The sequence below is a fragment of the Paenibacillus sp. DRB1-1 genome, assembly GCF_052119485.1.
Taxonomy (GTDB): Bacteria; Bacillota; Bacilli; order Paenibacillales; family Paenibacillaceae; genus Paenibacillus; species Paenibacillus polymyxa_B.
In genome coordinates this window covers 1,469,167-1,494,932 of record NZ_JBODQH010000001.1, presented here as the reverse complement: position 1 = coordinate 1,494,932, position 25,766 = coordinate 1,469,167, and the positions used below count along the sequence as shown (strand labels likewise).

Genomic DNA, 25,766 nt, shown 5'->3' with positions numbered 1-25,766 from the left:
ATACGTATCCTAAGATTTTGAATACATGATTACATTTATCGGTGGGGAGAGAATTGCACTATGAAAAATAAGAAGTTAACCGCTCAGCTGGCAGCTGCTTTGCTGCTGCTGACCCCCTCGTTTCCTGCCGGAGCAGAGCAAGCTACCGTGATAGATACGGCTTCCGTATCCAAGGGGTCCACAGGGAACAATACTGCCGCCTGGACGGATGTACAGAAGCTTTCAGCACAGCAATTGGAACAACTACAAAAAGCTCGTGAACTCGGGATTATCCAAGGCGATCCCGCCGGAACGCTCAGACCTGAGCAGAAGCTCACACGTCAGGAGCTAGCTGTGCTGCTGGTCAAAGCGTTGCAGCTTCCGACGGGCAACTTGGACGGCGCTGCCTCCTTCACGGACGTGCCCGCCGATAGTTGGGGGCGCCCGGCTATAGAGGCAGCCCGTAAGGCCGGGCTGATGCAGGGCGATGCCAACGGACACTTCCGTCCGAATGACCTGATCAGCGCTCAAGAACTGGTCGCGCTGTTGGTCAGGTCCGCTGGGACGGGTACGGCTGCGGGCACGCCCGCCAGCACAACCGACTCGCCGTCGGCGCAGACGCTGCCGACGGCGTGGAAGGACGCCAGCCCGTGGGCGACCCCGATGATTCGGGCGGCGCTGAATGACGGGCTGATGAGTGAATTTGGCGGAAATCTACACGCCAAAGACTCGGTAAGCCGCGTAGATGCGGCCAGCCTGCTCGTATCTGCACTGTTTCCACAGGAGCGTGCTTCGCAGCTCCAGGAAATGGACGGCAAGCAGATACGGATCAATGGCATCGCTTATGACGTGGCAGAGCCGCTGCGCGGCATTTTTCACGCGGATAATCAGACCGCGCTGCGCAACGCAGGCATTCGTTTCCATGCCACAGGCCGGACGGTGGACAAGGTCACTTGGCTGGAGCTTCGCAGCAGCGGGAGTTCAGCTCGTGACGGTGAAGCGGAGTTCAGTGGCAACGTTGTGCTGAACGGACACGGCTCCACGTTGAACGGAGATTTGGTGATCGCTGGTGATTTTACATCCATACTGCATTTGAAAGTGGGACAGCAGTTAATGGTGGATGCCCGAGTACAGCAGGATTTTTATGCACAGGATGTGCAGGTGCAGGGACAGACCCATATTAACGGCGGAGATAATAATACAGTTGTATTTGATAGCTCAACGTTGACACAAATGGATGTCACAAAGCCGGAAGTTCACGTTGTATTCAGTGGTACCACAAGCGCGACAGTCATGAACGTGCAATCCAGCGCAAGCATTGAGGTTAGTGCGGATGCTTCCTTGCCGCAGTTGAATGTTAATGAAGGGGCGGACAAAGTCAATCTTCAGGGAACGGTTCAGACCGTTCAGGTAACTGGCAGCCAATCCGTCGAGATGACAGGTAATAGCACGATCCAGCAGCTGACCGTCACAGGGACGGGTGCCTTGGAATTGAAAACTACAGGTAGTATTGAAAATATTCAAGTCAGCAACCCGGCAGCTAGGGTAAATGTGAGTGGAAATGTACAGGTATCTGCGGTCACACTGGGTACCGGAGTAGCTTCCAACGCTGTTACGGGTCTAGCTGTGGCAAGTGTAACAGGTACGTCCTCATCTTCTGGAAGCTCATCTAGTTCATCCAGCAGCGCTAACCGTTCACCGGAAGTCGTGAATGCTTCTGTAGAGCGTGTAATTACAGAAGGCGCTGGTGACCAATTGTACGATTTGCGCCAATTCTTTACTGATCCTGATGGGGATATCTTGACCTTCTCGGCAGCTTCTCTTCAATCTGGCATCGTACGGGCGTCTGTATCTGGCAATACATTAAAGCTTACGCCAGTCAGTGTCGGAAAAGCATCCATCAGTGTATCGGCTAATGATGGACGGGGAAAAAGAGTGTCGTCGACCTTCAAAATTATCGTGAACGGTCAGCCAGTATCTGCAGGTATACCAGATCAGGCGCTTACTGTGGGACAGTCCGACTTGGTACTGCATTTGAACGACTATGTTCAGGACCCGGAAAATGCTAGCTTAACGTATCAAGTTACTCTTGATAATCCTGCTGTAGCGTCGATGGTGCTTACAGGAGATGAATTGCGTTTGAGTCCGCTTCGCGCGGGCAGTACGATCGTTCATGTCACTGCCAATGACGGACAGCAAGGAGAAGATGGCAGTACAGGCCAAAAGCAGATTGAATTCAAGCTAACGGTTCAGGGCGCTCCTAACCATGCTCCGCATGGACAAGCTCCTCAGCCATTAACCGTTACTTTAGGCCAGCCTAATACAACGCTGGATCTTTCAACGATATTTACGGATGTAGATGGTGACCCGCTGGTGTTCACAGCGACCAGTTCGGATGCTTCTATCGTGCAGACTACCATAATGAGAGATCACCTATCTTTGCAGTCGCTGCAAGCGGGGAGTGTAAGTATTACCCTGACGGCAGACGACAGCAAGGGTGGAACAGATACAGTTACCTTGATTGTAACGGTTTTGCCTATACCGAACAGTAGCCCGGTGGTAACCCGTGTACCAGACGCGGTACATCTGATTTTAGGCAAGGCTGACGGAACCGTGGATCTGTCCACTATCTTTGCCGACCCGGATCATGATCCGATTCGTTATGAAATCAGTTCGTCTGATCCAGCTGTGGCAGATGCTACAGTTCAAAATGAACAGCTTGTCATTCATGGGCTGACTAGCGGCAATACCGTGATTACCATCACGGCTAAAGACGATAGAGGCGGAGAGATTAGCACAGATCTACAGGTTCATCTATTGGAAAATGCAGTTATTACAGCAATTCCTGAGCAGTTGCTTCAATTGGGAGATGCTGCATCAGAACTGGATCTCTCGCCGTTCCTGTTGAACTGGGATATAGCATCCCTGTCAGTGACAGCAGACACGTATGATCCAGGAATTGCTACGGCCCATATGAATGGTCAGAAACTACAGCTAAACCCAGTGAGTGTAGGGACCACAAGTGTAACACTCAGTGTGTATGATCAGTACGGACGTGCAGAGGGAGCGACGTTCCCGGTTACCGTCAGCATGCCTCAGCTTAATCAAGCTCCTCAAGTCATAGCGGCTATAAACGAGCAGGTATTGACTCCCGGAGTTACACAGCAAAGGGATTATGATCTGCAACAACTGTTCTACGACGAGGATGGGGATGAGCTGCGATTTACAGTCAGCTCCAGTGATCCGACGTTGGTGAGTGCATCGCTTAATGGCAGCATTTTATCACTGGCTTCGGGTACAGGCAGCGGCCTTGCTGAAATTACTATTACGGCTGCGGATAATCGGGGTGGATCAGTTCAATACACGTTGAATACACGCAACGCGGAGCTGGTTTCCGGCGGTATCACTCCGATTGGGGTTAAATATGGCTTGCCGCACAGAACCGTGGATCTGTCCAGTTATTTCCCAGGACAATCTAAATTCCTGGTATATAGAGGAACACCATCATCGACATTCCTCGGTCCTGTAGAACTCATGGGCACCTCTATCCCTCTTTCCCCCGAACCTTTACTGGTATGGGTAGTAGGAGCAGATGGAAGGGCTGCTGTATTTCAGGTTCAACAGGAACCACAGCAAGCGCCTGCTGTATATTTCTCGCAATATGTGGATGGCGGGGATGGAAGAATTGTTTTGCAATTGCATTATAACGGGAATGGAGACCCTTCCCATCGGGCAGACGGTTATTCACTGGAGTTTCATCAATGGATGAAGAAAACAAACCAAATGAAAGTTACCACTTTACCGATTAATCCGGTTTATCCTGCCATGCCATATATAATCATCGACACTATCTTTTATGATTTCATGGATATTACGAATGCTTGGTACTACAATGATGAGGGTGATTTCTACAACCCGAACGAATTTAATACCGTTGCATACGTTTTAAAATACCAAGGACAAGTGGTGGATGTATTAGGAAATCCAAATTCGCATGAGCAGTTTGCACCGCAAGGAGGAACGTTCGTCCGCAAGCCAGGAATATCCTACGGGTCGTCTGCCTATAATCAGCCAGATGAGTGGAATGCGTTTCCGAAAGGGAGCTATCAATATGTCGGCATTCATACACCATAAACGGTATGTTTTGCAGCATCAAGGGGACTCCTGTCCCCTCGAAAATGATTATTTGACTTTTTAAGAGTCCAGCTTAAGTAGGTCGTAGGATTGCTGGCAGAGCGACTATATTTCAGGTTCATCAGGAACCACAGGAGGCATTTCTTTTGTTTTTTTCACAATATGTCGATGGTGGAGACGGTCGCATCGTGCTGCAATTGTTTTACAACCGAGAATGTGACTTCTCTCATAAAATAGAAGGATATGAGTTGGAGGTTCACCAATTCATGAAAAACACGAACCGCATGAACGTATCCAGCATAGCACTATATCCGGCTAATCCAGTAATACCGTATCTGATCATAAACAGCATCTTTTATGATTTCATGGATGTCACGAATGTTTCCTATTTTAATCAAGAGGGTCATTTCTATAACCCAAACGAATTTAATACGGTCGCATATGTACTGAAATATCATGAAACTGTGGTAGATGTAATTGGAGAGCCTCATTCGCAGGATCAATTGTTTCCTCAAGGAGGGACATTTGTTCGTAGACAAGGTATATCGGGTGGCTCGCCCGTTTTTAATCAGCGGGATGAGTGGATTGCATACCCGAAAGGTACTTATCAATATGTAGGCAGACATACACCTTAATCGGTATGTTTGTCTGCGATCGCTGTCTGTTGAAGACAGGTCATGAATTACTTATAAAGGTGTAACCCAACAACTATGGAGGGTTACACCTTTTTGTATACTGAGCATTTTGTATTCATCCAAGCCTTTACTGTACAAGGAGATTTTCAACATGAAACTAGAGGCATGGGGAGTTCTTCCGCATCAGTATCAATATGCTTGAACAATGTACTCAACTGAATTACAATACAATTGATAATGATTTTTAATATCAATTAGGATGAAAAGGGGGAGTTGGGCTACATGTTTGGATTGACAAAAAAGCTACATATTTATATAGCACTTATTCTGATGATATCGGTGCTGGCTGGTTGTGCCTCGGGTGGAACTACAGGGACAACTGACCCTTCAAGCAAGTCTGCAAGTGGTAATAAGAGCAATACAGTAGGCAGTGGTGCGGACGAGCAGACCAGAGTTATCAAACATGCCATGGGTGAAACGACAATTAAGGGAACTCCGAAGAGGATTGTAACCTTGTTCCAGGGTGCCAATGATGTTGTTGTTGCACTTGGTGTGAAGCCAACGGGAGTTGTGGAATCCTGGGTACAGCAACCCGTATACAAATATTTGAAAGCGGATCTGGATGGAGTGACGCAAGTAGGTCAGGAATCACAGCCGAATCTGGAAGAGATCAACAAGTTGAAGCCGGATCTAATCATTGCCACCAAAACAAGACATGAGGATATCTATGATCAACTGTCCCAGATTGCTCCAACGGTAGTTACCGAGACGTTGTTTGACTGGAAAGAGACGGTTAAGACGGCTGGTGAAGCCATGAATATGAAGGAACAGTCGGACAAGTTGCTTGCCGATTGGGATGCAAGGGTAGCGGATTTCAAAGACAAAATGGGTGACCGTCTTCCCATTGAAGCGACTATTACGAATTTCAGAGCCGATCAGGTTCGCATTTTCTATATGGGATACGCCGGAAAAATTTTGAAAGAGCTTGGATTTACCAGACCGCCTGGACATGATGAAGACACCTGGGGTGTGGAGTTGACTTCGAAAGAGAACATCCCGGATATGAACGCAGATATGATCTTCAACTTTAATTCAGGTACGGAAACAGAAGCTATTGAGAAAAATTATAAGGATTGGACCAGCAGTCCGCTCTGGAAAAATCTCGATGCGGTGAAGAATAACCAGCTGGTACAGGTTGATGAAGTGGCCTGGAACATGGGGGGCGGATACACATCGGCCAACATGATGCTGGACGATCTATACAAACAGTTCAATCTGAACTAATGGGAGCAAGACTTGCCATGTACCAGGACATTCGTATACGAAGCGTATGGGCAGGCAGGTCTTTTTGCATTTCACGGATGAAAGAGTGAGAATATGTTTCCCCTTTTTACGAAGGCAAGTACGAAGATGTATGGACTATCCGGCTTATTCATTTTGCTATTACTCGCCTGTGTAGCCAGCATGATACTGGGACGCACACACATAACATTTCAAATAGCAGTGGATGCACTACAACACTATGACGAAAGCTCAGTGGAGCATGTCGTACTTCTGACGGAACGTTTACCACGCACAATTATTGCCGCTGTTGTTGGTGCAAGTTTGGCGGTGGCGGGAGGACTCATGCAAGCGCTAACTCGTAATCCGCTCGCTTCACCAAGTGTGTTTGGGATCAATGCGGGCGCCATCTTTTTTATCGTTATTGCCATCGTGGTGCTGTCGGTGTCCTCGCTCAGTACGATGATGTGGTTTGGTTTTGCCGGGGCAACCATTGCAACAGTGATTGTGTACGCGCTTGGGTCCATCGGTCGTGATGGTCTGACTCCCATCAAGATTGTGCTGGCAGGTACCGCTATCTCTGCACTTTTTGCTTCGTTCACACAGGCAATCCTGGTGCTGGATGGAACGGGATTACAGGACGTGTTGTTCTGGCTTGCAGGTTCAGTGAGCGGTCGGACACTCGACATGCTGTATCCTGTACTGCCATACATGACGGTTGCCACTGTAGTATCCCTGTTTATGGGCCGGGCGATCAATCTGCTCTTGACCGGTGATGATATCGCCAAAGGCATGGGACAGAATGTGCTACTGGTTAAGGTGCTTATGGGAGTCGTTACGGTATTGCTGGCCGGTGGTTCTGTTGCGGTGGCCGGTTCGATTGGTCTGGTAGGATTAGTTGTACCACATATCATGCGGGCGTTTGTTGGCAACGACTACCGCTGGCTTGTTCCCTACTGCATTCTGGGCGGCGCCATTTTGTTATTGGCGGCGGATGTCGTTGCACGACTGATCATCATGCCGCAGGAAGTTCCGCTTGGCGTTATGACAGCACTCATTGGTGGTCCCTTCTTCGTCTATATTGCCCGCAAGGGGGGGACGAAGATATGAGGAAGATGATTACTTTTCGCAATAAAAAAGATACGTTATCTTTGCAAATGGAGCGCAAATCGCTGTTCATCATCGGAATCTGTTTGGTTTTGGTATTGATTGCATCCGTTCTAGGAACCAGTGTGGGTAATGATTTCATATCTCCGCTGAATGTGCTGCAGACTATCTTCGGACTGGGCGCAGGCGATCATGACTTTGTCGTGTTGACGCTAAGGCTGCCGCGTGTGCTGTTATCGTTGCTTGTTGGTGCAGCACTGGGCATGTCCGGTGCCCTCTTGCAGGGGATTATCCGTAATCCGCTCGCTTCACCGGATGTGATCGGGATAACGGGAGGAGCTGCCGTTGCCGCTGTGGGTTTTGTCACCCTGCTGGGTGGAACCATCAGTATCAAGCTGTTGCCGCTGTTTGCCATTATGGGGGCGATGATTACCACAATCATCATATATCTTCTTGCCTGGAAAAAAGGAGTTAGCCCGATTCGACTGGTGTTGATCGGAATCGGAGTGTCAGCCATTACGGGGGCCGGGACGACCTTCATGCTGATCCTTAGTCCATTCTATACGGCTGGTCAGGCGTATATCTGGCTGACGGGGAGTGTATATGGAGCATCGTGGACCGATGTTAGAACGATCATCCCGGTGATTGTAATCGTGCTTCCGGTGGCGATCTGGTTTGCCCGCAGTCTGAACGCACAGGAATTCGGGGATGATCTGGCCACCGGGCTGGGGGTCACTGTACAGCGTCATCGTTCAGCACTGCTACTGTGCAGTGTACTGCTGGCCGGGGGTGCTGTAGCTGTCGCGGGGACGATTGGTTTTGTCGGTCTGATTGCGCCACATATTGCCCGGAAGCTGGTAGGGCGTATGTTTGGCAGCATGCTCATCGTTTCGGGACTGGTCGGTGCCCTGCTTATATTTGCTGCTGATCTGATTGCCCGTACGGTATTTCTGCCGCTCGATGTTCCGGCAGGGGTATTTACCGCCGGGGTAGGAGCACCGTTTTTCCTGTATCTGTTGTTCAAGAATCGAAATCAGTTTTGAGGAGGAGAATGCCGTGAGTATTCTGGAAGCCAAGGACCTTACGATCGCCTATGGCGCAGAGCCTATTATTGAGAATCTGAACCTGACTATTCCCAAGGGGAAAACTACTGTCCTGATTGGCAGCAACGGTTGCGGGAAGTCCACCTTGCTGCGAACGATGGCGCGACTGCTGAAGTCCAGTTCAGGCTCGGTGCTGCTGGATGGCGAGGAGATTGCGAAGTTGCCTACCAAGGAAATTTCAAGACGTATGTCCATTCTGCCGCAAGGTCCTTCTGCTCCAGAGGGACTGACGGTAAACCAACTGGTTCGGCAAGGACGGTACCCACACCAGACATGGCTGAAACAGTGGTCCTGCGAGGACGAACGCATGGTCAGGCTCGCGCTGGAATCCACACATCTGACTGCTCTGGCTGATCGGCCCGTGGACGCATTATCTGGCGGACAACGCCAGCGCGCCTGGATTGCGATGACACTCGCACAGGGAACAGAAACCCTGCTGCTGGATGAACCAACGACTTATCTGGATATGACCCATCAGATTGATATTCTGGATCTACTGTTCGATTTGAATGAACAGGAGGGACGCACCATAGTGATGGTCCTTCATGATCTGAATCTTGCGTGTCGCTATGCTCACCATATTGTGGCTGTCCACAACAAGTCCATTTACGCGGAAGGAAAACCGGAAGACATTGTTACGCAGGACATGGTCCACGCGGTCTTCCAGATGGAGTGCGACATTGCGGTTGATCCGCTATTTGGCACACCAATGTGCATTCCGCACGGGAAGGGAAGGAAGTTAAATGAAACCAAACGCTACAGCAACTTGGCTTAACGATCAAGAGATGCAGTCCTTGGCTGCCGAATACCGTCTGACCTGGGAGCCTTCGACAGATCGCACATTTTCGATGCCATTTACGGACTTGCTGGACCCGTCCAAAAGCCTGAACTATTTGCAAGGAGTTAGTAGCATCTTTGAGACGGACTCCCAAACGGCTACTGTATCTCTCTTTGCTAAACGGTATGCTTACTTGATTTTGGCTTCGGGCCTCTATGCCATGTCACGCTTCAACAAAGGCCTGAATTATGAGATTACCAACGGCACGATCGAATCCAGTTATCAGGGGGAAGCGTGGCTCCCCAAGGCTCGTCTGACCGATTGGCAGACGACCTCACCAGAGGCGGATCAGCGTGGCAAATGGAGAGATCAGGTGATTGAACAGATGTTCGCCGGTAATCTGGCCAAGGTGTGGCAATCGCTGTCCAAGGCAACCCGGATTTCCCGTTCAGTTCTGTGGGAGAACACGGCCATTTATGTATACTGGCTCTATGAGAACAAATTTGCTGAAGGAGCCACGCCTGAAGAAAAACAGCGTGTCGAAGAGGACTTCCATTATCTAATTCGTGATGCATCTGCACATCTCTTCGGTGAATCCCGTAATCCGCTCAAGCAGTTTAACACACCCAAGCGGGCAACAGCTGCTTCAGATACACCCATTCGTGTACGCACAACCTGTTGTTTCTATTATCTCGCTGCAGATGATCCACAAGATTACTGCTCAACCTGCCCCAAATTAAAGCATTAATACCGATGATCATCATCTACATCCCCAGCCTATACTTCATTGCATCTCAATACAGCGAATAGCACAGGCAAGCTTATGACATAACGAAATTCAGAGCTTGTCTTATTTGTTGTGCCCATTGTTCCATGAACATTCCTTCATTTGGGGATTCTCTCCCTGCAAAAACCATCTTATTTTTCCTAAAAAGCTTATTATTGACAAGGTGACTGAAATTGCCATAAAATAGATTTTGTTTGAAACTGATAATCATTATCAATATTATTTCCATCAAATCAATCCGATGAAAGCACAACCAGGAGCGAACGCCTTCATTCGGTCGGGGAGGATTTTCATTGTTTCCGAAAGGAATTCATAATCTGCAAAACCGACTCATCATAAGCAAAGCAAGAGAACTGGGAATGACCTGCGAGCCACTTCTCGCAGAATGTGAAGATTTTTTGGAATTATCCTATGGGGATAAGCGCAGAGTCATTAATAAAACCAGATCGCATCGTCTACCCTTAATCGCTGGACTGCTCGCCAAGAACAAGCAGGTTTGTAATATGCTACTGCATGAGCGGGGAATGCCTGTGCCGCCGTTTATCGTTATCGAGGCAATGGGTGACAAGGCAACGCAGTTTCTGAAACTACATTGTTCCGTTGTAGTGAAGCCGCTGGACGCAAGCGGCAGTGCAGGTGTGACACTGGACGTTCGAACAAACGAGGAACTGGAAACGGCTATTGCCCGGGCGGGTGCCCATAGTAACAGCATCATGCTGCAGCAATTCGTAACGGGTGTAGATTACAGGATACTGGTCATTAACGGGGAAGTGGCGGCAGTAAATGAGTATCGACCTGTCTATGTAGAAGGGGACGGCACCTCAACCATACGGGCGTTGATTCGAATGTTGAACCAGCAGCGAATCCAGCATACCAGTATAGGGAAGTTCGAGGCCTTTCCTAAGATTGATGAAGACGCAGAGCCTTTGCGAAACGTTCTGCTTGGACAGGGAATTACACTGGAGGAGGTACCTGCGGCAGGAAGAGAGATCGAGCTATATGATCTTCGCAATTCGGCCGCCGGGAACATCAGTGAATTTTATATGGACTGTACGGAAGCGATTTTTCCTGACAATGCACAAATGGCAATTGAGGCCGCAGGAGCCCTCCGGATTGATGTGGCTGGCATTGATATCCGTTGTGAGGATATCCGCCAGCCGCTGACAGCAGATCAGGGAGGCATTCTGGAAGTCAACGCATTGCCGGACCTGACCCACCATGTCTTCCCCTTTGGGGGGACCACACGTGATGTCGTCCGGTTGTACCTGGAGTATCTTTTTCAGATGGAACATCATTTCAAAAAGTCGATTGCAGAATAAGAGCAGTTCATTGCCTGATCTGGCTCAATGGACCGCTTGCGTTTTGCGTTGTTCTTGCTCCTATGGTGTGGTCGGTATATTCGAATGTACGTGCCTGCCCGCTGCAAGCGGTGGCATCCATCCAGCATTCCGCTACTGGTCAAAAGTGTAGGTACTCTGGATGATGGGTCTGCTAATGGTTCAACGGGTCAGAACACCAGCAGATACGGCCAGATGGGTGGCACTGAAAGAGATTAGTATGGGGCTCGCCTGTGCCATCCTGTGACCTTGTCCCTCGTTTTATTTATAACCCGAAAGAAGGTTGGCAACATTGTTCGAGATGGAAAACAGGCTCAGGTCTGAAGCAGAGCAGCAGGCGAATACACACTCTTGTAAGCTGCTGCTCAATTGTTATATCCGGGAGCTTGCGGTGGAGAAGGAGGGTGACATTCAGATTGATCCGAGTGCGATGACGTACGCAGTTGCTTTTCAGGCCAGTGGGGTGACGATAACCGGACAATTAGCGTATTACTCGGCTATGGGAGAGCATGAGTACCGAAGCGTACAACAGCGCGGGCAAGCGGTGCATTATCAGGACCTGGTTCGCTGGATCACACGGGAGCTGAGTGAAGACACGGCGTATGGAAAGAGCCGGCATGAGCAAGGCAGAATGACCCATGCGGCTGATGTGCGTGATTTTGCGGAAAAGGTAGACAACAGCGTGAATAATCTTGCGCTGTATATCGAGCAGGCTGCTGGACTTGGCATGTATGATTACTGTACTTCTGAACAGTCTCTGGTATATGGTCATCCCTTTCACCCGTTTCCGAAAAACTCCAAAGGCTTCACCGAGCACGACGTACGGATGTACAGCCCAGAACTGCGTACCTCGTTCCAACTCTGTTACGTTGCTGTGAGGAAGGATGTGTACATGCAGGAATGGGTGGATGATCACACTAGGATCAATCTGCATGCCAGCCTGCACGGGCATGTGGAACAAGCTTGGGAAGCAGAGTGCGGTGAGCATGGGGATGAGTATGAACTACTGCCTATCCATCCCTGGCAGTATGCGTACGTGTTGGGCTTGTCCGAGGTCCAGCAGTATATTCTGGATAAAAAACTCATTCCGATGGGCAACGGCGGACCGAAGGCCTACCCGACCTCCTCGGTACGCACCGTCTATATTCCAGAGCTGAATTGCAATATCAAGCTGTCGCTGAACATGCAGATTACCAACATGATTCGCACCAATAGTGCGGAGCAGATGCGAAGGACGCTGGACGCCTCCAGGTACGTCAGGCAGCAGAATTGCTTCGGTGTTGATGAGCATACGCAGATTGCCTATGAGACAGGTGTAGCCACTTGTGACTTTCAGGAGGGAGAATTAACGAGTCTGTTTACTGTCGCATACAGACCGATTGAGTTTGACCCGGAATGTACATATGTCCTGTCAAGTCTGGTAGAAGCCCCCTTGCCGGGAATGCGATCACGACTTATGACGATGCTGGGTGGCGTACGTGCTGAAGCCGAACGCTGGTTTGCACGTTATCTGACCTTGTCTTTGCTGCCTATTGTACGAGCGGCCGGAGAGCGCGGCATTCACTTTGAAGCTCACTTGCAAAATACTCTCGTGACGCTAAGGGACGGAATGCCTGAGGCATTTATCGTGCGTGACTTGGAAGGAGTCAGTGTCGATGCGGAGCTGATCCATGAAGAGGATACCGCTCCCTCCAGATTGCTGTTTTATCCACGGGACAAGGCTTGGGCGAGGACATCCTATTACTTTATCATCAATCATCTGGGTTCCCTCATTCATGCGATGGCAAGGGATGTGAACGTACCGGAGGAGTATTTCTGGGCAGAGGTCCGTGAGGTGCTGGTGAAGGAACTAGATCGAACCGGAAACGTGTACGTGCAGCATTTGCTGACCGCGGACAGTTTTCTGGCGAAACAAAATCTGGTGAGCTGTCTCAGGGGGATCAGTCAGACCCCGGCGTATGTGCCGGTGAGAAATATAATGAACCGAATAGGGAGTGAAGTGGCGTGGGGTTCATAGGGTACAGGGCTGAGAAAGGTCACAAGACGGCAGTATACACGGATGTACAGGAACGGATCATGCGGCAGGCGCTGGAAGCCATGTGGTTCGAGGGTATCCTTGACTGTAAGGTGGGGGGGAACGAATGGTGTACTGTGGGGCGGAGTACGTCAGGGCAGGCTGTGACATACAGCTGTGAGGCGGAGCGAAAATTTTCATTTGGCCGAGTGAAGGTGGCGAAGGGCTCGATTCGAAGAGAGGGCGTTCACTGCACCGATCTGGATCTGTTTCTGGAGGAAATGGTGCTGAACATTCTGGAGGGTGCGAATGAGGCGGCCTTCATTCAGGAATTGCTGGAGACGATGGTGAAGGACAGCCAGTGCCGGGCTTTGCTGCCTGAGAAGATTCCGGATGAAGACCTGCACTATGATGCTCTCGAAAGCCATATGAGCGACGGCCATCTCTACCATCCCAGCTACAAGTCGAGGCTCGGCTTCACCCTAAAAGACAATCTTGCTTACGGTCCAGAGTTTAACTCGGATGTGACCGTATACTGGATTGCCGTGAAAGAAGGACTTGTGCAAACGGCTCTTTCCACAGGCTACACGTCAGAACAGTTGGTGAGACAACATCTCACAGAGGAGGATATCAGCCGATTTAATCGGATACTTCAGTCGGAAGATACGGAGGGTAAACGCTATATATTCATTCCAGTTCATCCGTGGCAGTGGGAACACCAGCTGGAATCGGTGTTTGCCCGGCAACGAATGGACAGAGATATCGTTTTTCTCGGCCCTTCGGACTCAACCTATCGCGCCCAGCAGTCCATTCGTTCCCTGTCGAACCGGATGAATTCGAAGGCATCGTATCTCAAGCTGTCGCTGAGTATTACCAATACATCGAGCATACGCATTTTGGCACAGCACACGACCCAGAATGCACCGCTAATCAGCGACTGGCTGGAAGCACTCATTCAAGAGGATGAGTTGTTGCAACGAGAAGAGTTTTCCATTCTGAAAGAGATCATGGGACTCTCGCTTCGGTACGAGAACTTGCCTGCAATCCAGTATGGACGGGCGTATGGCACAATAGGGGCGATCTGGCGTGAAAATGTATCTGTTCATCTGCAAGAAGGCGAGACAGCCTGGCCCTTAAATGCACTTATGCTGGTACAGTCGAACGGGGTACCGTTTATCCAGGGTGCAGTTGAGCATCATGGCATTCAGAAGTGGAGTGAAGCCCTCGTTCGAACGGTATCGCTGCCTATTATTCATCTGCTCTATGCACACGGCATCGCGCTGGAATCGCATGCCCAGAATATCATTTTGGTGCTGGAAAATGATCTGCCGAAACGGATCATCATCAAGGACCTTCATGATGGTGTCCGCTATGTACCTGAGAAGCTGCTGAATCCAGAACGAGCCCCCAAGCTGCACCCCGAACCGGAGACCCATCGCAAGTTTAATCGGTATTCCTTTATCTACGCGGGTGACGTGTCGGAAGTCCGGGACTATACGTATGATGCGTTCTTTTTTATCTGCATGACGGATATTGCGCTGACGCTGGAGAATTTCGGTCTGACGGAAGAAGCGTTCTGGCAGCTGTGCGCGGCCACTATTGTAGACTATCAGCGGGAGCATCCGGAGTACGAGGAACGGTTCGAGTGGTTTGATCTTTTTGCCGAGGATGCGCTGATTGAAGAGATGACCAAGCGCCGCCTGTATGGGGATGGGGAAGTGTATTTCCGTAAGGCCAGCAATCCGCTGAAGCTGGCGAAGGACGTTCTCGGATGAGAACCAACACGCTGAAGGAGAAAATTGAACGTAAACAGCCGGTGTTTGGCCTCTTTGTCTCTATCCCACATCCGGTCATCATTGAGATGATTGGACATGCGGAGTATGATTTTGTAATTATCGACCTGGAACATGCCGCAACGAATATGGAATCGGTGGAAGAACTGGTACGTGCTACGGAGCTGGCAGGAATGACCCCGCTGGTACGCATCTCGAAGGTAGAGCGAACAGAGATTCTAAAGGTATTGGACTGTGGCGCACAAGGCATTGTCATTCCTCATGTGGAACAGCGGGAACAGGTGGAGGAAGCGGTTCGTCATGCGTATTATCATCCGCTTGGCATGCGGAGTCTGAACAGTGGGCGACCGGGGGTGTTTGGCAAGTATCCACTCACCGGGTATATTCAGGAAGCGAATAAACAGGTGATGATTGTACCGATGATCGAAAGTGTGGAGGGCGTCCGGCAAAGTGTGAGCATACTGTCTCATCCCCAGGTGAGCTGGGTACTAGAGGGGGCGGCAGACCTGTCGCAATCACTTGGCGTACCGTGGCAGACGGAACATCCAGACGTGCAGCGTTCGCTAGGTGCACTACATGAAGCCGCAAAGCAGTGTCAGGTACCGTATGCAACAGTGGTCAGAAACAAGGAAGGCATGGCGCTGTGGGCCAATCGGGGGGTATACATATACGTGTTGGGCGATGACCGGAATACGGCTTTTCGGGCGTACGAACAGAAACGGAATGACTATAAAAATGCGGGTGGACTGACATGAAATCAAGCGTATGGAATATGATTCATGAACTGCAAAGGGACAGTGAAGACCCGGTATGTGCTTATGTCTACGATCTGGCTGGTATTCAGGAGCAGCTTCGTCACATGCTGCACACGCTGTCCAAAGGCACGCGGCTCTTCTATGCCATAAAGGCCAATCCGGATCCCCGAATTATTGAGGCTTTGCTGCCCTGGGTTCACGGGTTCGAGGTAGCTTCCATTGGTGAGTTGCTCAAGGTGAGGAGTGTAAGTAGCGAGGTTCCAATCCTGTTTGGCGGTCCAGGGAAAAAGGAGAATGAGTTGAAGCAGGCTATCGAGCATCAGGTAAGTTTCATTCATGTGGAGAGCCTGCTGGAACTCCGGCGTGTCATCGCCATTGCTACAAAGAGAGAGCAGGAAGTCCGCATTCTGCTGCGGATCAATCTGAGAAGCAGCACATTGCCGCGGACCCGGATTGTAATGGGCGGCGGTCCGAGCCCATTCGGCATGGATGAGGAGAGCGTGGAGGAAGCAGTCCGGGTTATTCGTGAGGAAGACGCGGGTACGGTGCGTTTATGCGGATTTCATTTTCACTCGTTATCGAACAATGTGGACGCGAGACTACATGCCGAGATGATTGAGCTGTATTTGCAAAAGGCGGAGATGTGGCAGCAGGCATATGACCTGCATCTTGAAGTAATTAACGCCGGAGGCGGGTTTGGCGTCACCTATGATGGGAGCCCCGGGTTCGACTGGTCCCTGTTCACATCCCTGATTGAGCGAAGTGAAGCCAGAGGGCGCCTTGCTTCACGCGGCATACAGTTGTATTTCGAGCCAGGTCGCATGCTTGTCGCTGACCACGGTTATTATGCGGCAGAGGTTATGGATATCAAAACATCGCATGGTCAGCATTTTGCCGTGTTAAGAGGAGGTACACATCATAATCGTCTGCCTGCATCATGGGGACACAACCATCCGTTTCACATTATGTCTACGGACCGTTGGGGGCATTCGTTTGCAAGACCAGAGGTATGGAACAGCAAAGTTCACATAGTCGGAGAGCTGTGTACGCCCAAGGATCGTATGCATTCGGATGCGGAAGTAGAGCGGCTGCGTGTAGGCGATATTGTTGTGTTTGAGAAGTCGGGAGCTTATTGCTGGACCATTTCGCATCATGATTTTCTGGGCCATCCGCACCCGGCATTCCATTATTTGACGGAGGACGACAACCATGTCAACAGTGATGAAGCGTTCCAGTCTGCAAGACGCTGAGCGCCGGATTATGGAGGATCTGATCAATGCATTTCTAGCCGAGCAATTGCTACCGCTGGAAGGGCATCCGTTCATTGAACTCTCTACTTCACCTGAACCGTTCCGCCGAATGGTTCTGGGGGATGGTAATGGAGGTCCTTCGCAGAGCGGATGGGGAACGGGGAACGGAACCGACGGCAATGTCGCAGGTAAGGATAAGCAGGATGAGAATGGGGCAGGTAGACATAGTGGACAGCTTATGCTGCATCAGAAAGGGATTTTGTTTCTGGTGAAAGCAGGCAAAAGGCAGGGATATCAATGGGTACAGGGTTCACCCGTCTATGGAGAGACACCGGATGGAGGCTGGAAGCTTCTTGAATCTCCGGCAGTCGTAGGACAGGCTGTGCTTCGGATGACACTTTCGGATGAAGCATACGCGCATCCCGGGGTTGCGGAGTTCTTGGCAGGCGTGAAAATAGCCACCGAGCAATTGGCACTGGGACTCCAGCAGGTACAACGTCTGAGAGAACGAGTTCCGTTCCATGCCTACGATTGGTTTATCAAGGGAGAGCAGGTGGCAGCGCTGCGAGATCGTCCATTTCACCCCACCTCCAAGGCAAAGGTGGGGTTCACAGAAGCAGATGTGACCCGGTATGCAGCGGAATTCAGGAAGGAGATCCCGCTGCGATGGGTGGCGGTGCGTTGGGATGCCGTACAACAGGGATGTGAGGAAGGGATGTCCACACTGGATGTACTGGATGAAGAACAGCGCAGCAGGCTGGAAGCAGAATTGGCCCGGAAGGGCCTGAATCTGCAAGAATACATGCCCATGCCAGTACATCCATGGCAGATGGAACATATCATCTTGCCACGTTTCAACGGAGAGATCGCGGACGGTACCATCGTTGTACTGGATATTGAATTGGGAGAGGTTCAGGCGACATCGTCCCTGCGCTCGATGGCCCCGATGGAAGAATCCACACAGATGCTCAAGCTTCCGGTCAGTGTGTTATCTCTCGGGGCCGCCCGCTATCTCCCGGTGGTGAAGCTGCTAAATGGTCTGGCTGGGGAGAAGATGTTACGACAGGCGGTGGCTTGCGATGAATCGCTCACAGGTAAAGTGTGGCTCTGCGAGGAACGGAACTGGTGGGGATACATGCCGGAATCCATGGGATTGTTCGATGATCATCCTCGCCATCTGGCCGCCCAGATTCGCATCTATCCGCCAAAGTTGCTGGAAGAAGGTGTGCAGGTCATTCCCATGGCTGCGCTTGGGGTGACACTGGAAGGTCGCCATATGTTATCCGATCTGCTGGGCAGAGAGTTAACCAGTGAAGAGGTTATAGGATTCTACACCAATCTGACGGTGTTATTCTATGATGTAGTAATGCGGCTGTTCAAGGTAGGCGTTGTACCCGAAATTCACGGTCAGAACTGCTGCGTGGTCCTGCGGAACGGACGGGTGAACGGCCTATTATTCCGTGACCACGACTCCGTACGTTTGCATCAGCCGTATCTGGACAAACACGGCATTGCGGACCCGGGTTATCATATCCGGCCAGGATACTCGAACAGCTTGTATAATGAGACGATCCGCAAGCTGATCTTCTACGTGCAGTCGCTGGGCACGCAGGTGAACCTGGCCGCGATTATGGAAGCGCTAAGCGAGGTGTATCCTATCCCTGAAGCAAAGTTATGGGATATCACCGAGCAGGCGTGGAAGGAAGCGCTACGGGTAGTGCCGCTTCCCGAAGCTGACCGGGCCGAACTGTTCCAAGCGGTATTCGAGAGTAGGGAGTGGCCGATGAAGCTCATAATCCGTCCGCTGCTTGAAGCGGACGGTGTGCCTGGGGCGATGCCATCGGGCAAAGGCACAGGTCATAATCCTTTTTACAAAGGATAGAAGTTGTGACTAGAATGTTGGTTTAGATAAGATGAGAGATGACGGAGGTGACCCAGTGTAATCGGGTTGCCTTTTTATGTAAGAGCTCATTGATAGCAGTGAGTGCAGTCACATAGACACATACGAAAACATGACTATAATGAACACATAGTTAAAATTTAGTCTTTATGGAGCTGACGGCTCCAAACATCTCACTTACAAAGGAGAGAATTCATCTCATGAGCATACATTTGGAATTGGATTCCTTGTCCGTTGAAAGGCTAGAATTGGCCCTTTCAGGAAGAGCGGGAATGTTCAAGTTGTTTTATGACACCGAGGATTGCGGATGCAATGGCGTACTTGTCATTTTGGTTGTCACTACGCCGAATGCAACTGATAAAGCAGTTCAGTCTGAGCCTTATTCTTTTTGGGTAGATCAGCAGCAGGAGCAGCAGTTCGATGGCAGAATGCGGCTTGAGGCAGACCCTGGTTACCCGTCATTCAAGCTAAGTAGTGATGCTGGTATATTTAGTAGCAACATTAGAATTAAAGATGTCCGCATAAAATCGTCTGAGGAGTGATAGGGATGGAAAAGGATAATAGCGATGGGTAAACCATCCATTCGAAACTAGACCAAACTCCAAAAGACGAACCTGATCCAGCTCAATTGGAAGAGGTTCGTCTTTTGCGTTATATTCAATTCGTTCCTCCAAAAAACGAAGTGTTTAGTGGTCTGCTCTGAAGTGGTACAATAACCTTTATGATAATCGGAGAAGGACGTTGAGAAGATGAAAAACTTGCTTGTTTCGGGCTATCGTGCCCATGAGCTGAATATTTTCAATCAGAAGCACGAAGGCATTCCATATATTAAAAAGGCGATTGCAGGCAGGCTTATTCCCCTGGTAGAAGAAGGGTTGGAATGGGTGATTACCCCCGGCCAATACGGAGTGGACTTGTGGGCCTGTGAGGTCGTTACTGCACTAAAACAGCAATATCCCCACCTCAAATGCTCTATTATGATGGCTCATCAAAATATGGAAGAAAAATGGAAAGAGGACAAAAAGGAATATTTTCAGCAGATTTGTGCCGAAGTTGACTATGTGGGAGTAGTCAGCCGCCAGCCTTATCAGGGAATATGGCAACTCAAGGCACGGGATGAACTCCTTTTCCGCAAAACAGACGGTTTATTGCTTGTTTACGATGAGGATGCGGGAGAGGGCAGCCCACGTTTTATGAAGGAACTTGCATTGAAAAAACAACAGGCAGAGGGCTATCAGTATATCAGCATCAGCTCGGAGGATATCCAGAGCATCGCGGATGAAGAACGATTATTCATGGACCTCTGATTTTTAAAGCATTAGCCCGGATTTTTGAACAAAAAGGACGTATTCGTCCCTTTACATTTATGTAAGCGCTATCATAAAATTTAAATAACAATAACTTATCAGTCACATAAAATTAATTTATTGAAAATACAAACCATGAAAGGAGCTAATAATTCAGATGAACAAAAGGTTTCGGTATACTGCGTTGCTCTGTCTCGGTGTAATGTTGAGTGGAGTGGTCACCCCGATGGATAGCCAGGTCACTGCTGCCTCTACGAGGCAAATGGAAAAGCTGAACCGGGGAGCCGTTGCCGTTAAGGTGCCTGAGGGTGTACTGGTGAGCTGGCGCTTGCTGGGCACGGAAGCGGATTCGGTCGGCTTTAATTTGTACAGAGGGACAAGCAAGGTGAATGATGCGCCGATTACATCGAGAACCAACTTTTTGGACAAGGCAGGTACGACCTCATCTTCGTATACCGTTCGTGCCGTGGTCAATGGAGCAGAGCAGAGCGCTTCTCCTGCGGTGAAGGTATGGAACAACAACTACCTGGATGTTCCGATCCAGCAGCCCGCGGGAGGCACAACTCCGGATAATGTGAATTACACGTACCATGCCAATGATGCCAGCGTAGGGGATCTCGATGGAGATGGCGAGTATGAGATTGTGTTAAAATGGGACCCTTCCAATGCCAAGGATAATTCGCAATCCGGTTATACGGGAAATGTATTTTTGGATGGCTACGAGCTGGATGGAACACGCAAATGGCGGATCGACCTGGGACGTAACATACGGGCTGGAGCCCACTACACGCAATTTCTCGTCTACGATTTTGATGGAGATGGTAAAGCAGAGATCGTATGTAAAACAGCAGACGGCACGGTAGATGGTGCAGGTGTAAAGATTGGGGACGCTTCGGCTGATCATCGAAACACGAGCGGATATATTTTGCAAGGCCCTGAGTTTCTAACTGTATTCTCAGGTGATACAGGTAAGGCTCTTAGTACGATTGACTACGTGCCACCGCGCGGAACGGTATCGAGCTGGGGAGATAATTATGGTAACCGTGTGGATCGTTTTCTCGCCGGGGTTGCTTATCTGGATGGCGTGAGACCCAGCATTGTGATGGCACGTGGTTATTACACCCGCACCGTTCTGGTCGCATATGATTGGCGGAACGGTAACCTGAGCCGACGCTGGACCTTTGACAGCAACAGTTCCACCAATGCCGGGACGGCTGGACAGGGGAACCACAGTTTGAGCGTGGCGGATGTGGATGGAGATGATAAGGATGAGATCGTGTATGGCTCGCTGGTTGTAGACGATAACGGAGCGAAACTGGCTAACACGGGGATGGGACATGGAGATGCACTTCATGTTGGTGATCTGGACCCCGACCGTTCAGGTTATGAAGTGTTCAAGGTGAACGAGGACAAAAATGCCACCTACGGAGCTGCCATGTACGACCCGCGTAATGGAAATATTTTATGGGGCGTAAAAACAGGCAAGGATACCGGAAGAGGCCTGTCGGCAGACATTGACCCGCGGACCAAAGGGAACGAGCAGTGGGCACCGGGTATTGGTTTGCGTTCAGCCAAGGGGCAGCTCATCACCAACACGCTACCGTCTTCCATTAATTTTGGCATCTGGTGGGATGGGGATCTCCTCCGTGAACTGCTGGATCATACCTCATCAAGCGCTGGGAAAATAGACAAGTGGAACTATACGAACTCGACTACTTCCAACTTGCTTACGGCGACAGGAACGAGTTCCAATAACGGAACCAAAGGAACGCCGTCCTTGCAGGCCGATCTGTTCGGTGACTGGCGTGAGGAAGTCATTTGGCGCAAAAGTGATAATTCGGCGCTGCGGATCTACACAACACCATACGAGTCAGAACATCGATTCTATACGCTTATGCATGATCCAGTGTATCGCCTCAGTGTTGCCTGGCAGAACGTAGCTTATAATCAGCCGCCGCACACCGGGTTTTATCTCGGAGAAGGGATGTCCAGGCCCCAGCAACCGAATATATATACTCCTTGATATGTCGTTCGACAGTGGTCTGAAAGCAGGTAGAATGAACAAAAACAGAGAGGGCTCCTGGCTAATTGGAGCTCTTTTTGTCATGAGAGCCCAAAAGATAACGTATGATTTTCATAAAAATGGGAACATTAGTTCTTATTGATGGAATATATGTATGAAAAAGGAGGCAGAATCTGTGAGTTCTTTAACGACTGAAGGCATGATCGAGCTCGTAACTAATGTCGGATTCCCTGCTGCATTAAGTTTGATTCTGTTAAAATACATCCTCTTCACTTTGAGTCGCAGATTGGAGGAGCTGGACCGATCTGTTAAGCAACTGTCGCTATCCTTGGAAGAGATGGAGGCAAAGCAGTTGAAACAATCAGAACAGCCGTCCCCGGCAAATACGGACAAACTTCGTGCAGAATGAACAAAAAAAGGCAAATAGAAACAATTTAGCAACCCAATCGAGAAGCGAAATTCTTATAATAGAAACGTGTGCAGTTTATGCAGACATATGATTATGGAGGTGTATATGAGTATGAAAATAAATACGAAGCTATCCGCACTATGCATTGCGGCCACACTTATGAGCGTGGCACAGGCCGCCGCTGCCGCACCCGCCGTGACCGCTCCAGCGGAAGCGACGCAACCGAGCGTTGCCAGTCCGGCCGCATCCGTCCCAGCCCAGGTGCCAGCACCCGCAGCGTCTGCGTCGGCTACGATGCCAGCCCCTGCGCAAGCGCCGTCGCTTCCAGCAGCCTCGACCCCGGCTGCAGCTGCAGGTTCTGCCAAAGCCGCTACACCAGTAGCTCCGTCTGCACCAGCACAGCGTCCATCTACATCGGTAGCACCAGCGGCTGCTCCGTCCGTACCGTCGACTGTGAAGCCGTCTAAGCCGCAACAGCCGTCCACTTCGGCGCCAGCAGCCGCGGCTACCAGCGTGAAACCGACGCAGCTGGACAAGCTGAACCACGAGAGTGCGGTTCCGCTTGTGCTGGAGGCACAGTCTCGTTATCAGTATGCGATTAGTGGTGGCAGCCCGGTGGGAGAGTCGTTCCAGTTGAACGGTAAAAGCTACCGCTATCTGTCCGAGGACATCGGCACGAAGACCAAATTGATCAGTTATCTGACGCAGGTCTACACAAAGCAGGCTAGTGAGCAATTTGTCGGTAAATTTTTCGTTGAAGTTAACGGCAGATTAGCTCAGTTGAACGCAGATGGTGGCAATTTGCTAGAGTTCAGCCGGGCTACGGCGAAAATGGTAAACATGACTCCGGTGAAGCGCAGCTACCTGCTGACCGTGCCTTATCCGGCAGAAACCAAGCAGGCGAATGAGAAAATCACCGTGAACTTTGAAAAGGTCGGCAGCTACTGGAAAATCAGCTCCGCTCCGCATGTCATTTTCTAAATTAAGATTTTGCAACAGGCTTCATATGGGGTAAAGTGATATTAAGGCTTGTTTTGTAAGCCCCAATTCAATGCAGGGGAGTGCTGTGCAATGATGACACCCATCAAGGTAAAAGACGTTAAAGATATTGAAAAAATCAATCAAATCGTTTCGAATTATACCTATGACATCTGGATTCATGGCAAAAGCGGCATGGCAGATGCCAAATCCATTTTAGGCATGTATGTGCTGAAGCTGGATGAACCGCTAACTCTGGTTGTACCTGACAATGTCAATCCCAAGAAGCTGTTCAAGGAGTTGGAGGAGTTTATCCATTTTCCTGCTCAAGAAGAATAAAAGGCAAGAAAGCACCTGCTCTATTACTAAAAAAAAGAAGCCGTGGAGCCTAAGTCCCACGGCTTCTTTTTTTAGTGTTCTTCCTCGTCCAAAAACGGGAGATTCACCGAATAGTACATAACCCCCATAAGCAGCACGCCACCAACCAGATTTCCGAGCGTAACCGGAACGAGATTATGGATCACACCAGCGACAGAAACCGTACCCGGATGATCCAGCACGAGCGCAATGGCGAAAGTACACATATTAGCCACGCTATGCTCATATCCCGAAATAAAAAAGCAGAACACAAACAGCATCATGGCAAACATCTTTGCGCCATTTTCCTTCATAAACATTGGAACAAAAAAGGCAAGACAGACTAGCCAATTACACAAAATAGCTCGGAAGAATAGCTGCATTGCAGGCGCTTCCATTTTATGCTCAACCACGTTCAGTAGAAAGCTGTTCACGCTGGAGGAGTCAAACAGCCCGGTCAAGTAAATAAGGAGTGCAAATACCCCCGCACCCAGCAAATTACCGCCATAGCTGGCAGCCCATAATCGAAGCACCTGCCCCCAGCGCAGCTTTTTACGGAGCGCAGCATAAGTGTAATAGAAGGTGTTACCTGTAAACAAATCCCCACCGCCGTAAGCGATTAGAATGATGGCCGCTCCGAACGTGAGTGCCGCCATGGGATAAGTGAATGGAGAATGCTCCATGTAAAAAAAGTTGCCCGTCTTGAAGGCTACAATAACGCCGAACCCGATGAACATACTCGCCAGCATGGAACGTGCCAAATACCGGAGTAGGCTCTGCTTGTAAATTTTGTACTTCTTCATGGCTAGCTGTTCGACATTGCGTAAGCCTTCCGTCTCCATATTTAAGGACAACCTCCTATTTTCTCATATGTAAGTCTTTAAACAGACTTTATTTTTTCCGAAACATGTCCAGTCTATCAGCAATCCTGTTAGCTTAACAAACCAAGCTTTTGCAGTCCGTACAAAATACCATCTTCATCTGCGCGTTTTGTGACCATTTTAGCTGCGGCTTTGGCTTCATCACAGCCGTTGCCCATCGCGACGCTGTTATGTATAGCTGTCAGCATCTCCACATCATTTAAGCCATCGCCAAAGGCGTATTGATTTTCATCGGCAATGCCCAGTCTGGATGTAATTTCGCGAATGCCCTTCGCTTTGGAGCCAGCATGAGGAACAACGTCCACAGAACTCGGATGCCAGCGCACAAAGTCAAACGCCTTGAATACCGCTTCATAGAAAGGTTCTTCTTCTGCTGTACACATCAACAGCGTCTGATAAATATCTCTTCCCTGGAAATAGAGCGGGTCGTATCCAACTGAAATCTTGGCTTTAAGCGTTTGGACCGATCTCTCCACTAGCTCATCGTTAGGAATATTGGCCTTCATGTCCATATGATCCATATATACGAGAGCATGATTATGTGTGAGGGCCAGATCGGTCATCGCTTGCAAGGCTTCTCTGTTCAACGGATTGGTAGCGACCACTTGCCCGCGAAGCACGACATATTGCCCATTAAAGCTGACGTAGGAGTCAATTTCCAACTGCTCGCGGATATCTTTGAACATAAAAGGCGCACGTCCTGTTGCGATGGCCACCTCATGTCCCAGCTCTTTCAAAGCAAAGACGGCCTTTTCTGCCGTTAACGGCATTTTCTTGTCATCGTCCAGTAATGTACCGTCGATATCGAAAAAGATAATTTTTTTGTCTGACATGTCCCTACACCTGACTTTCAATAATGTATTGTCGAAATGAACTCATATGGATTCATTATATCAAAGGAACTGCTTCTGAATACACAAATACGTATAAATCCTCATGAATGTCCGACCTCTATAGC

General features: G+C 49.7%; 21 protein-coding genes. 19 read left to right on the top strand and 2 right to left on the bottom strand.

Going from position 1 to position 25,766, the window contains the following annotated elements; translation table 11 throughout:
- The first annotated feature begins 60 nt into the window (after positions 1-60).
- From ACQW03_RS06525 to ACQW03_RS06435, 19 genes are all read left to right on the top strand, one after another.
- Positions 61-4,113 carry an S-layer homology domain-containing protein gene (locus tag ACQW03_RS06525; protein WP_441948838.1) on the top strand — a complete coding sequence of 1,351 codons (4,053 nt, stop codon included), beginning with the start codon at positions 61-63 and terminating at the stop codon, positions 4,111-4,113.
- Between the two features lie 146 nt (positions 4,114-4,259).
- Positions 4,260-4,748: an RTX toxin gene (locus ACQW03_RS06520; protein ID WP_441948836.1), complete on the top strand. Its 489-nt coding sequence runs from the start codon at positions 4,260-4,262 to the stop codon at positions 4,746-4,748.
- Positions 4,749-5,030: 282 nt separating this feature from the next.
- Positions 5,031-6,032 (top strand): ABC transporter substrate-binding protein, encoded by a 1,002-nt coding sequence (locus ACQW03_RS06515; RefSeq protein ID WP_069081282.1) that lies wholly within the window; start codon positions 5,031-5,033, stop codon positions 6,030-6,032.
- A gap of 93 nt (positions 6,033-6,125) precedes the next feature.
- The gene (locus ACQW03_RS06510; protein ID WP_025722912.1) at positions 6,126-7,139 is read left to right on the top strand and encodes a FecCD family ABC transporter permease; all 1,014 of its coding nucleotides are present in this window, start codon (positions 6,126-6,128) and stop codon (positions 7,137-7,139) included.
- Complete coding sequence (locus ACQW03_RS06505) at positions 7,136-8,179, top strand: FecCD family ABC transporter permease (RefSeq protein WP_441948833.1); 1,044 nt, start codon at positions 7,136-7,138, stop codon at positions 8,177-8,179. The genes ACQW03_RS06510 and ACQW03_RS06505 overlap by 4 nt, the downstream gene beginning before the upstream one ends.
- 13 nt (positions 8,180-8,192) lie before the next feature.
- A complete protein-coding gene (locus tag ACQW03_RS06500) occupies positions 8,193-9,014 on the top strand; it encodes an ABC transporter ATP-binding protein (RefSeq protein ID WP_441948831.1) in 822 nt (273 codons plus the stop codon).
- Complete coding sequence (locus ACQW03_RS06495) at positions 8,983-9,765, top strand: IucA/IucC family C-terminal-domain containing protein (RefSeq protein WP_076293381.1); 783 nt, start codon at positions 8,983-8,985, stop codon at positions 9,763-9,765. The genes ACQW03_RS06500 and ACQW03_RS06495 overlap by 32 nt, the downstream gene beginning before the upstream one ends.
- A 332-nt stretch (positions 9,766-10,097) precedes the next feature.
- Positions 10,098-11,123, top strand: coding sequence for an ATP-grasp domain-containing protein (locus ACQW03_RS06490; RefSeq protein ID WP_441948828.1), 1,026 nt, complete (start codon positions 10,098-10,100; stop codon positions 11,121-11,123).
- Positions 11,124-11,442: 319 nt separating this feature from the next.
- The gene (locus ACQW03_RS06485; protein ID WP_441952324.1) at positions 11,443-13,158 is read left to right on the top strand and encodes an IucA/IucC family protein; all 1,716 of its coding nucleotides are present in this window, start codon (positions 11,443-11,445) and stop codon (positions 13,156-13,158) included.
- Positions 13,146-14,930: an IucA/IucC family protein gene (locus ACQW03_RS06480; protein WP_441948826.1), complete on the top strand. Its 1,785-nt coding sequence runs from the start codon at positions 13,146-13,148 to the stop codon at positions 14,928-14,930. The genes ACQW03_RS06485 and ACQW03_RS06480 overlap by 13 nt, the downstream gene beginning before the upstream one ends.
- Positions 14,927-15,703 (top strand): HpcH/HpaI aldolase family protein, encoded by a 777-nt coding sequence (locus tag ACQW03_RS06475; protein ID WP_076293385.1) that lies wholly within the window; start codon positions 14,927-14,929, stop codon positions 15,701-15,703. Before ACQW03_RS06480 ends, ACQW03_RS06475 begins: the two co-directional genes overlap by 4 nt.
- A complete protein-coding gene (locus tag ACQW03_RS06470; RefSeq protein WP_441948824.1) occupies positions 15,700-16,953 on the top strand; it encodes a type III PLP-dependent enzyme in 1,254 nt (417 codons plus the stop codon). Before ACQW03_RS06475 ends, ACQW03_RS06470 begins: the two co-directional genes overlap by 4 nt.
- Complete coding sequence (locus tag ACQW03_RS06465) at positions 16,913-18,835, top strand: IucA/IucC family protein (RefSeq protein WP_441948822.1); 1,923 nt, start codon at positions 16,913-16,915, stop codon at positions 18,833-18,835. The genes ACQW03_RS06470 and ACQW03_RS06465 overlap by 41 nt, the downstream gene beginning before the upstream one ends.
- A gap of 218 nt (positions 18,836-19,053) precedes the next feature.
- Positions 19,054-19,395 (top strand): iron-sulfur cluster biosynthesis family protein, encoded by a 342-nt coding sequence (locus tag ACQW03_RS06460; protein WP_071639718.1) that lies wholly within the window; start codon positions 19,054-19,056, stop codon positions 19,393-19,395.
- Between the two features lie 207 nt (positions 19,396-19,602).
- A complete protein-coding gene (locus tag ACQW03_RS06455) occupies positions 19,603-20,160 on the top strand; it encodes an SLOG family protein (protein ID WP_076293389.1) in 558 nt (185 codons plus the stop codon).
- Positions 20,161-20,317: 157 nt separating this feature from the next.
- Positions 20,318-22,183, top strand: a complete 1,866-nt coding sequence (locus ACQW03_RS06450) for a rhamnogalacturonan lyase (protein WP_441948819.1) — start codon at positions 20,318-20,320, stop codon at positions 22,181-22,183.
- 175 nt (positions 22,184-22,358) lie between these two features.
- Positions 22,359-22,592 (top strand): hypothetical protein, encoded by a 234-nt coding sequence (locus tag ACQW03_RS06445; RefSeq protein WP_025722924.1) that lies wholly within the window; start codon positions 22,359-22,361, stop codon positions 22,590-22,592.
- A gap of 111 nt (positions 22,593-22,703) precedes the next feature.
- On the top strand, positions 22,704-23,573 hold the full coding sequence (locus ACQW03_RS06440) for a DL-endopeptidase inhibitor IseA family protein (protein WP_441952322.1): 870 nt from the start codon (positions 22,704-22,706) through the stop codon (positions 23,571-23,573).
- 90 nt (positions 23,574-23,663) lie between these two features.
- Positions 23,664-23,909 carry an HPr family phosphocarrier protein gene (locus ACQW03_RS06435; RefSeq protein ID WP_071639720.1) on the top strand — a complete coding sequence of 82 codons (246 nt, stop codon included), beginning with the start codon at positions 23,664-23,666 and terminating at the stop codon, positions 23,907-23,909.
- 71 nt (positions 23,910-23,980) lie between these two features.
- On the opposite strand, the gene ACQW03_RS06430 is transcribed toward ACQW03_RS06435, so the two are convergent.
- Complete coding sequence (locus tag ACQW03_RS06430) at positions 23,981-24,769, bottom strand: formate/nitrite transporter family protein (protein WP_013308962.1); 789 nt, start codon at positions 24,767-24,769, stop codon at positions 23,981-23,983.
- Positions 24,770-24,858: 89 nt separating this feature from the next.
- Entirely contained in the window at positions 24,859-25,641 is a 783-nt protein-coding gene (locus tag ACQW03_RS06425) for a Cof-type HAD-IIB family hydrolase (protein WP_441948816.1), read from the bottom strand.
- Between the last annotated feature and the right edge of the window lie 125 nt (positions 25,642-25,766).

Bases quoted from the DNA above. Each gene is read 5' to 3' on its own strand.
- ACQW03_RS06525 (WP_441948838.1), top strand. From the start codon at position 61: ATGAAAAATAAGAAGTTAACCGCTCAGCTGGCAGCTGCTTTGCTGCTG.
- ACQW03_RS06515 (WP_069081282.1), top strand. From the start codon at position 5,031: ATGTTTGGATTGACAAAAAAGCTACATATTTATATAGCACTTATTCTG.
- ACQW03_RS06510 (WP_025722912.1), top strand. From the start codon at position 6,126: ATGTTTCCCCTTTTTACGAAGGCAAGTACGAAGATGTATGGACTATCC.
- ACQW03_RS06505 (WP_441948833.1), top strand. From the start codon at position 7,136: ATGAGGAAGATGATTACTTTTCGCAATAAAAAAGATACGTTATCTTTG.
- ACQW03_RS06495 (WP_076293381.1), top strand. From the start codon at position 8,983: ATGAAACCAAACGCTACAGCAACTTGGCTTAACGATCAAGAGATGCAG.
- ACQW03_RS06485 (WP_441952324.1), top strand. From the start codon at position 11,443: ATGGAAAACAGGCTCAGGTCTGAAGCAGAGCAGCAGGCGAATACACAC.
- ACQW03_RS06475 (WP_076293385.1), top strand. From the start codon at position 14,927: ATGAGAACCAACACGCTGAAGGAGAAAATTGAACGTAAACAGCCGGTG.
- ACQW03_RS06470 (WP_441948824.1), top strand. From the start codon at position 15,700: ATGAAATCAAGCGTATGGAATATGATTCATGAACTGCAAAGGGACAGT.
- ACQW03_RS06465 (WP_441948822.1), top strand. From the start codon at position 16,913: ATGTCAACAGTGATGAAGCGTTCCAGTCTGCAAGACGCTGAGCGCCGG.
- ACQW03_RS06460 (WP_071639718.1), top strand. From the start codon at position 19,054: ATGAGCATACATTTGGAATTGGATTCCTTGTCCGTTGAAAGGCTAGAA.
- ACQW03_RS06455 (WP_076293389.1), top strand. From the start codon at position 19,603: ATGAAAAACTTGCTTGTTTCGGGCTATCGTGCCCATGAGCTGAATATT.
- ACQW03_RS06450 (WP_441948819.1), top strand. From the start codon at position 20,318: ATGAACAAAAGGTTTCGGTATACTGCGTTGCTCTGTCTCGGTGTAATG.
- ACQW03_RS06440 (WP_441952322.1), top strand. From the start codon at position 22,704: ATGAAAATAAATACGAAGCTATCCGCACTATGCATTGCGGCCACACTT.
- ACQW03_RS06435 (WP_071639720.1), top strand. From the start codon at position 23,664: ATGATGACACCCATCAAGGTAAAAGACGTTAAAGATATTGAAAAAATC.
- ACQW03_RS06430 (WP_013308962.1), bottom strand. From the start codon at position 24,769: ATGGAGACGGAAGGCTTACGCAATGTCGAACAGCTAGCCATGAAGAAG.
- ACQW03_RS06425 (WP_441948816.1), bottom strand. From the start codon at position 25,641: ATGTCAGACAAAAAAATTATCTTTTTCGATATCGACGGTACATTACTG.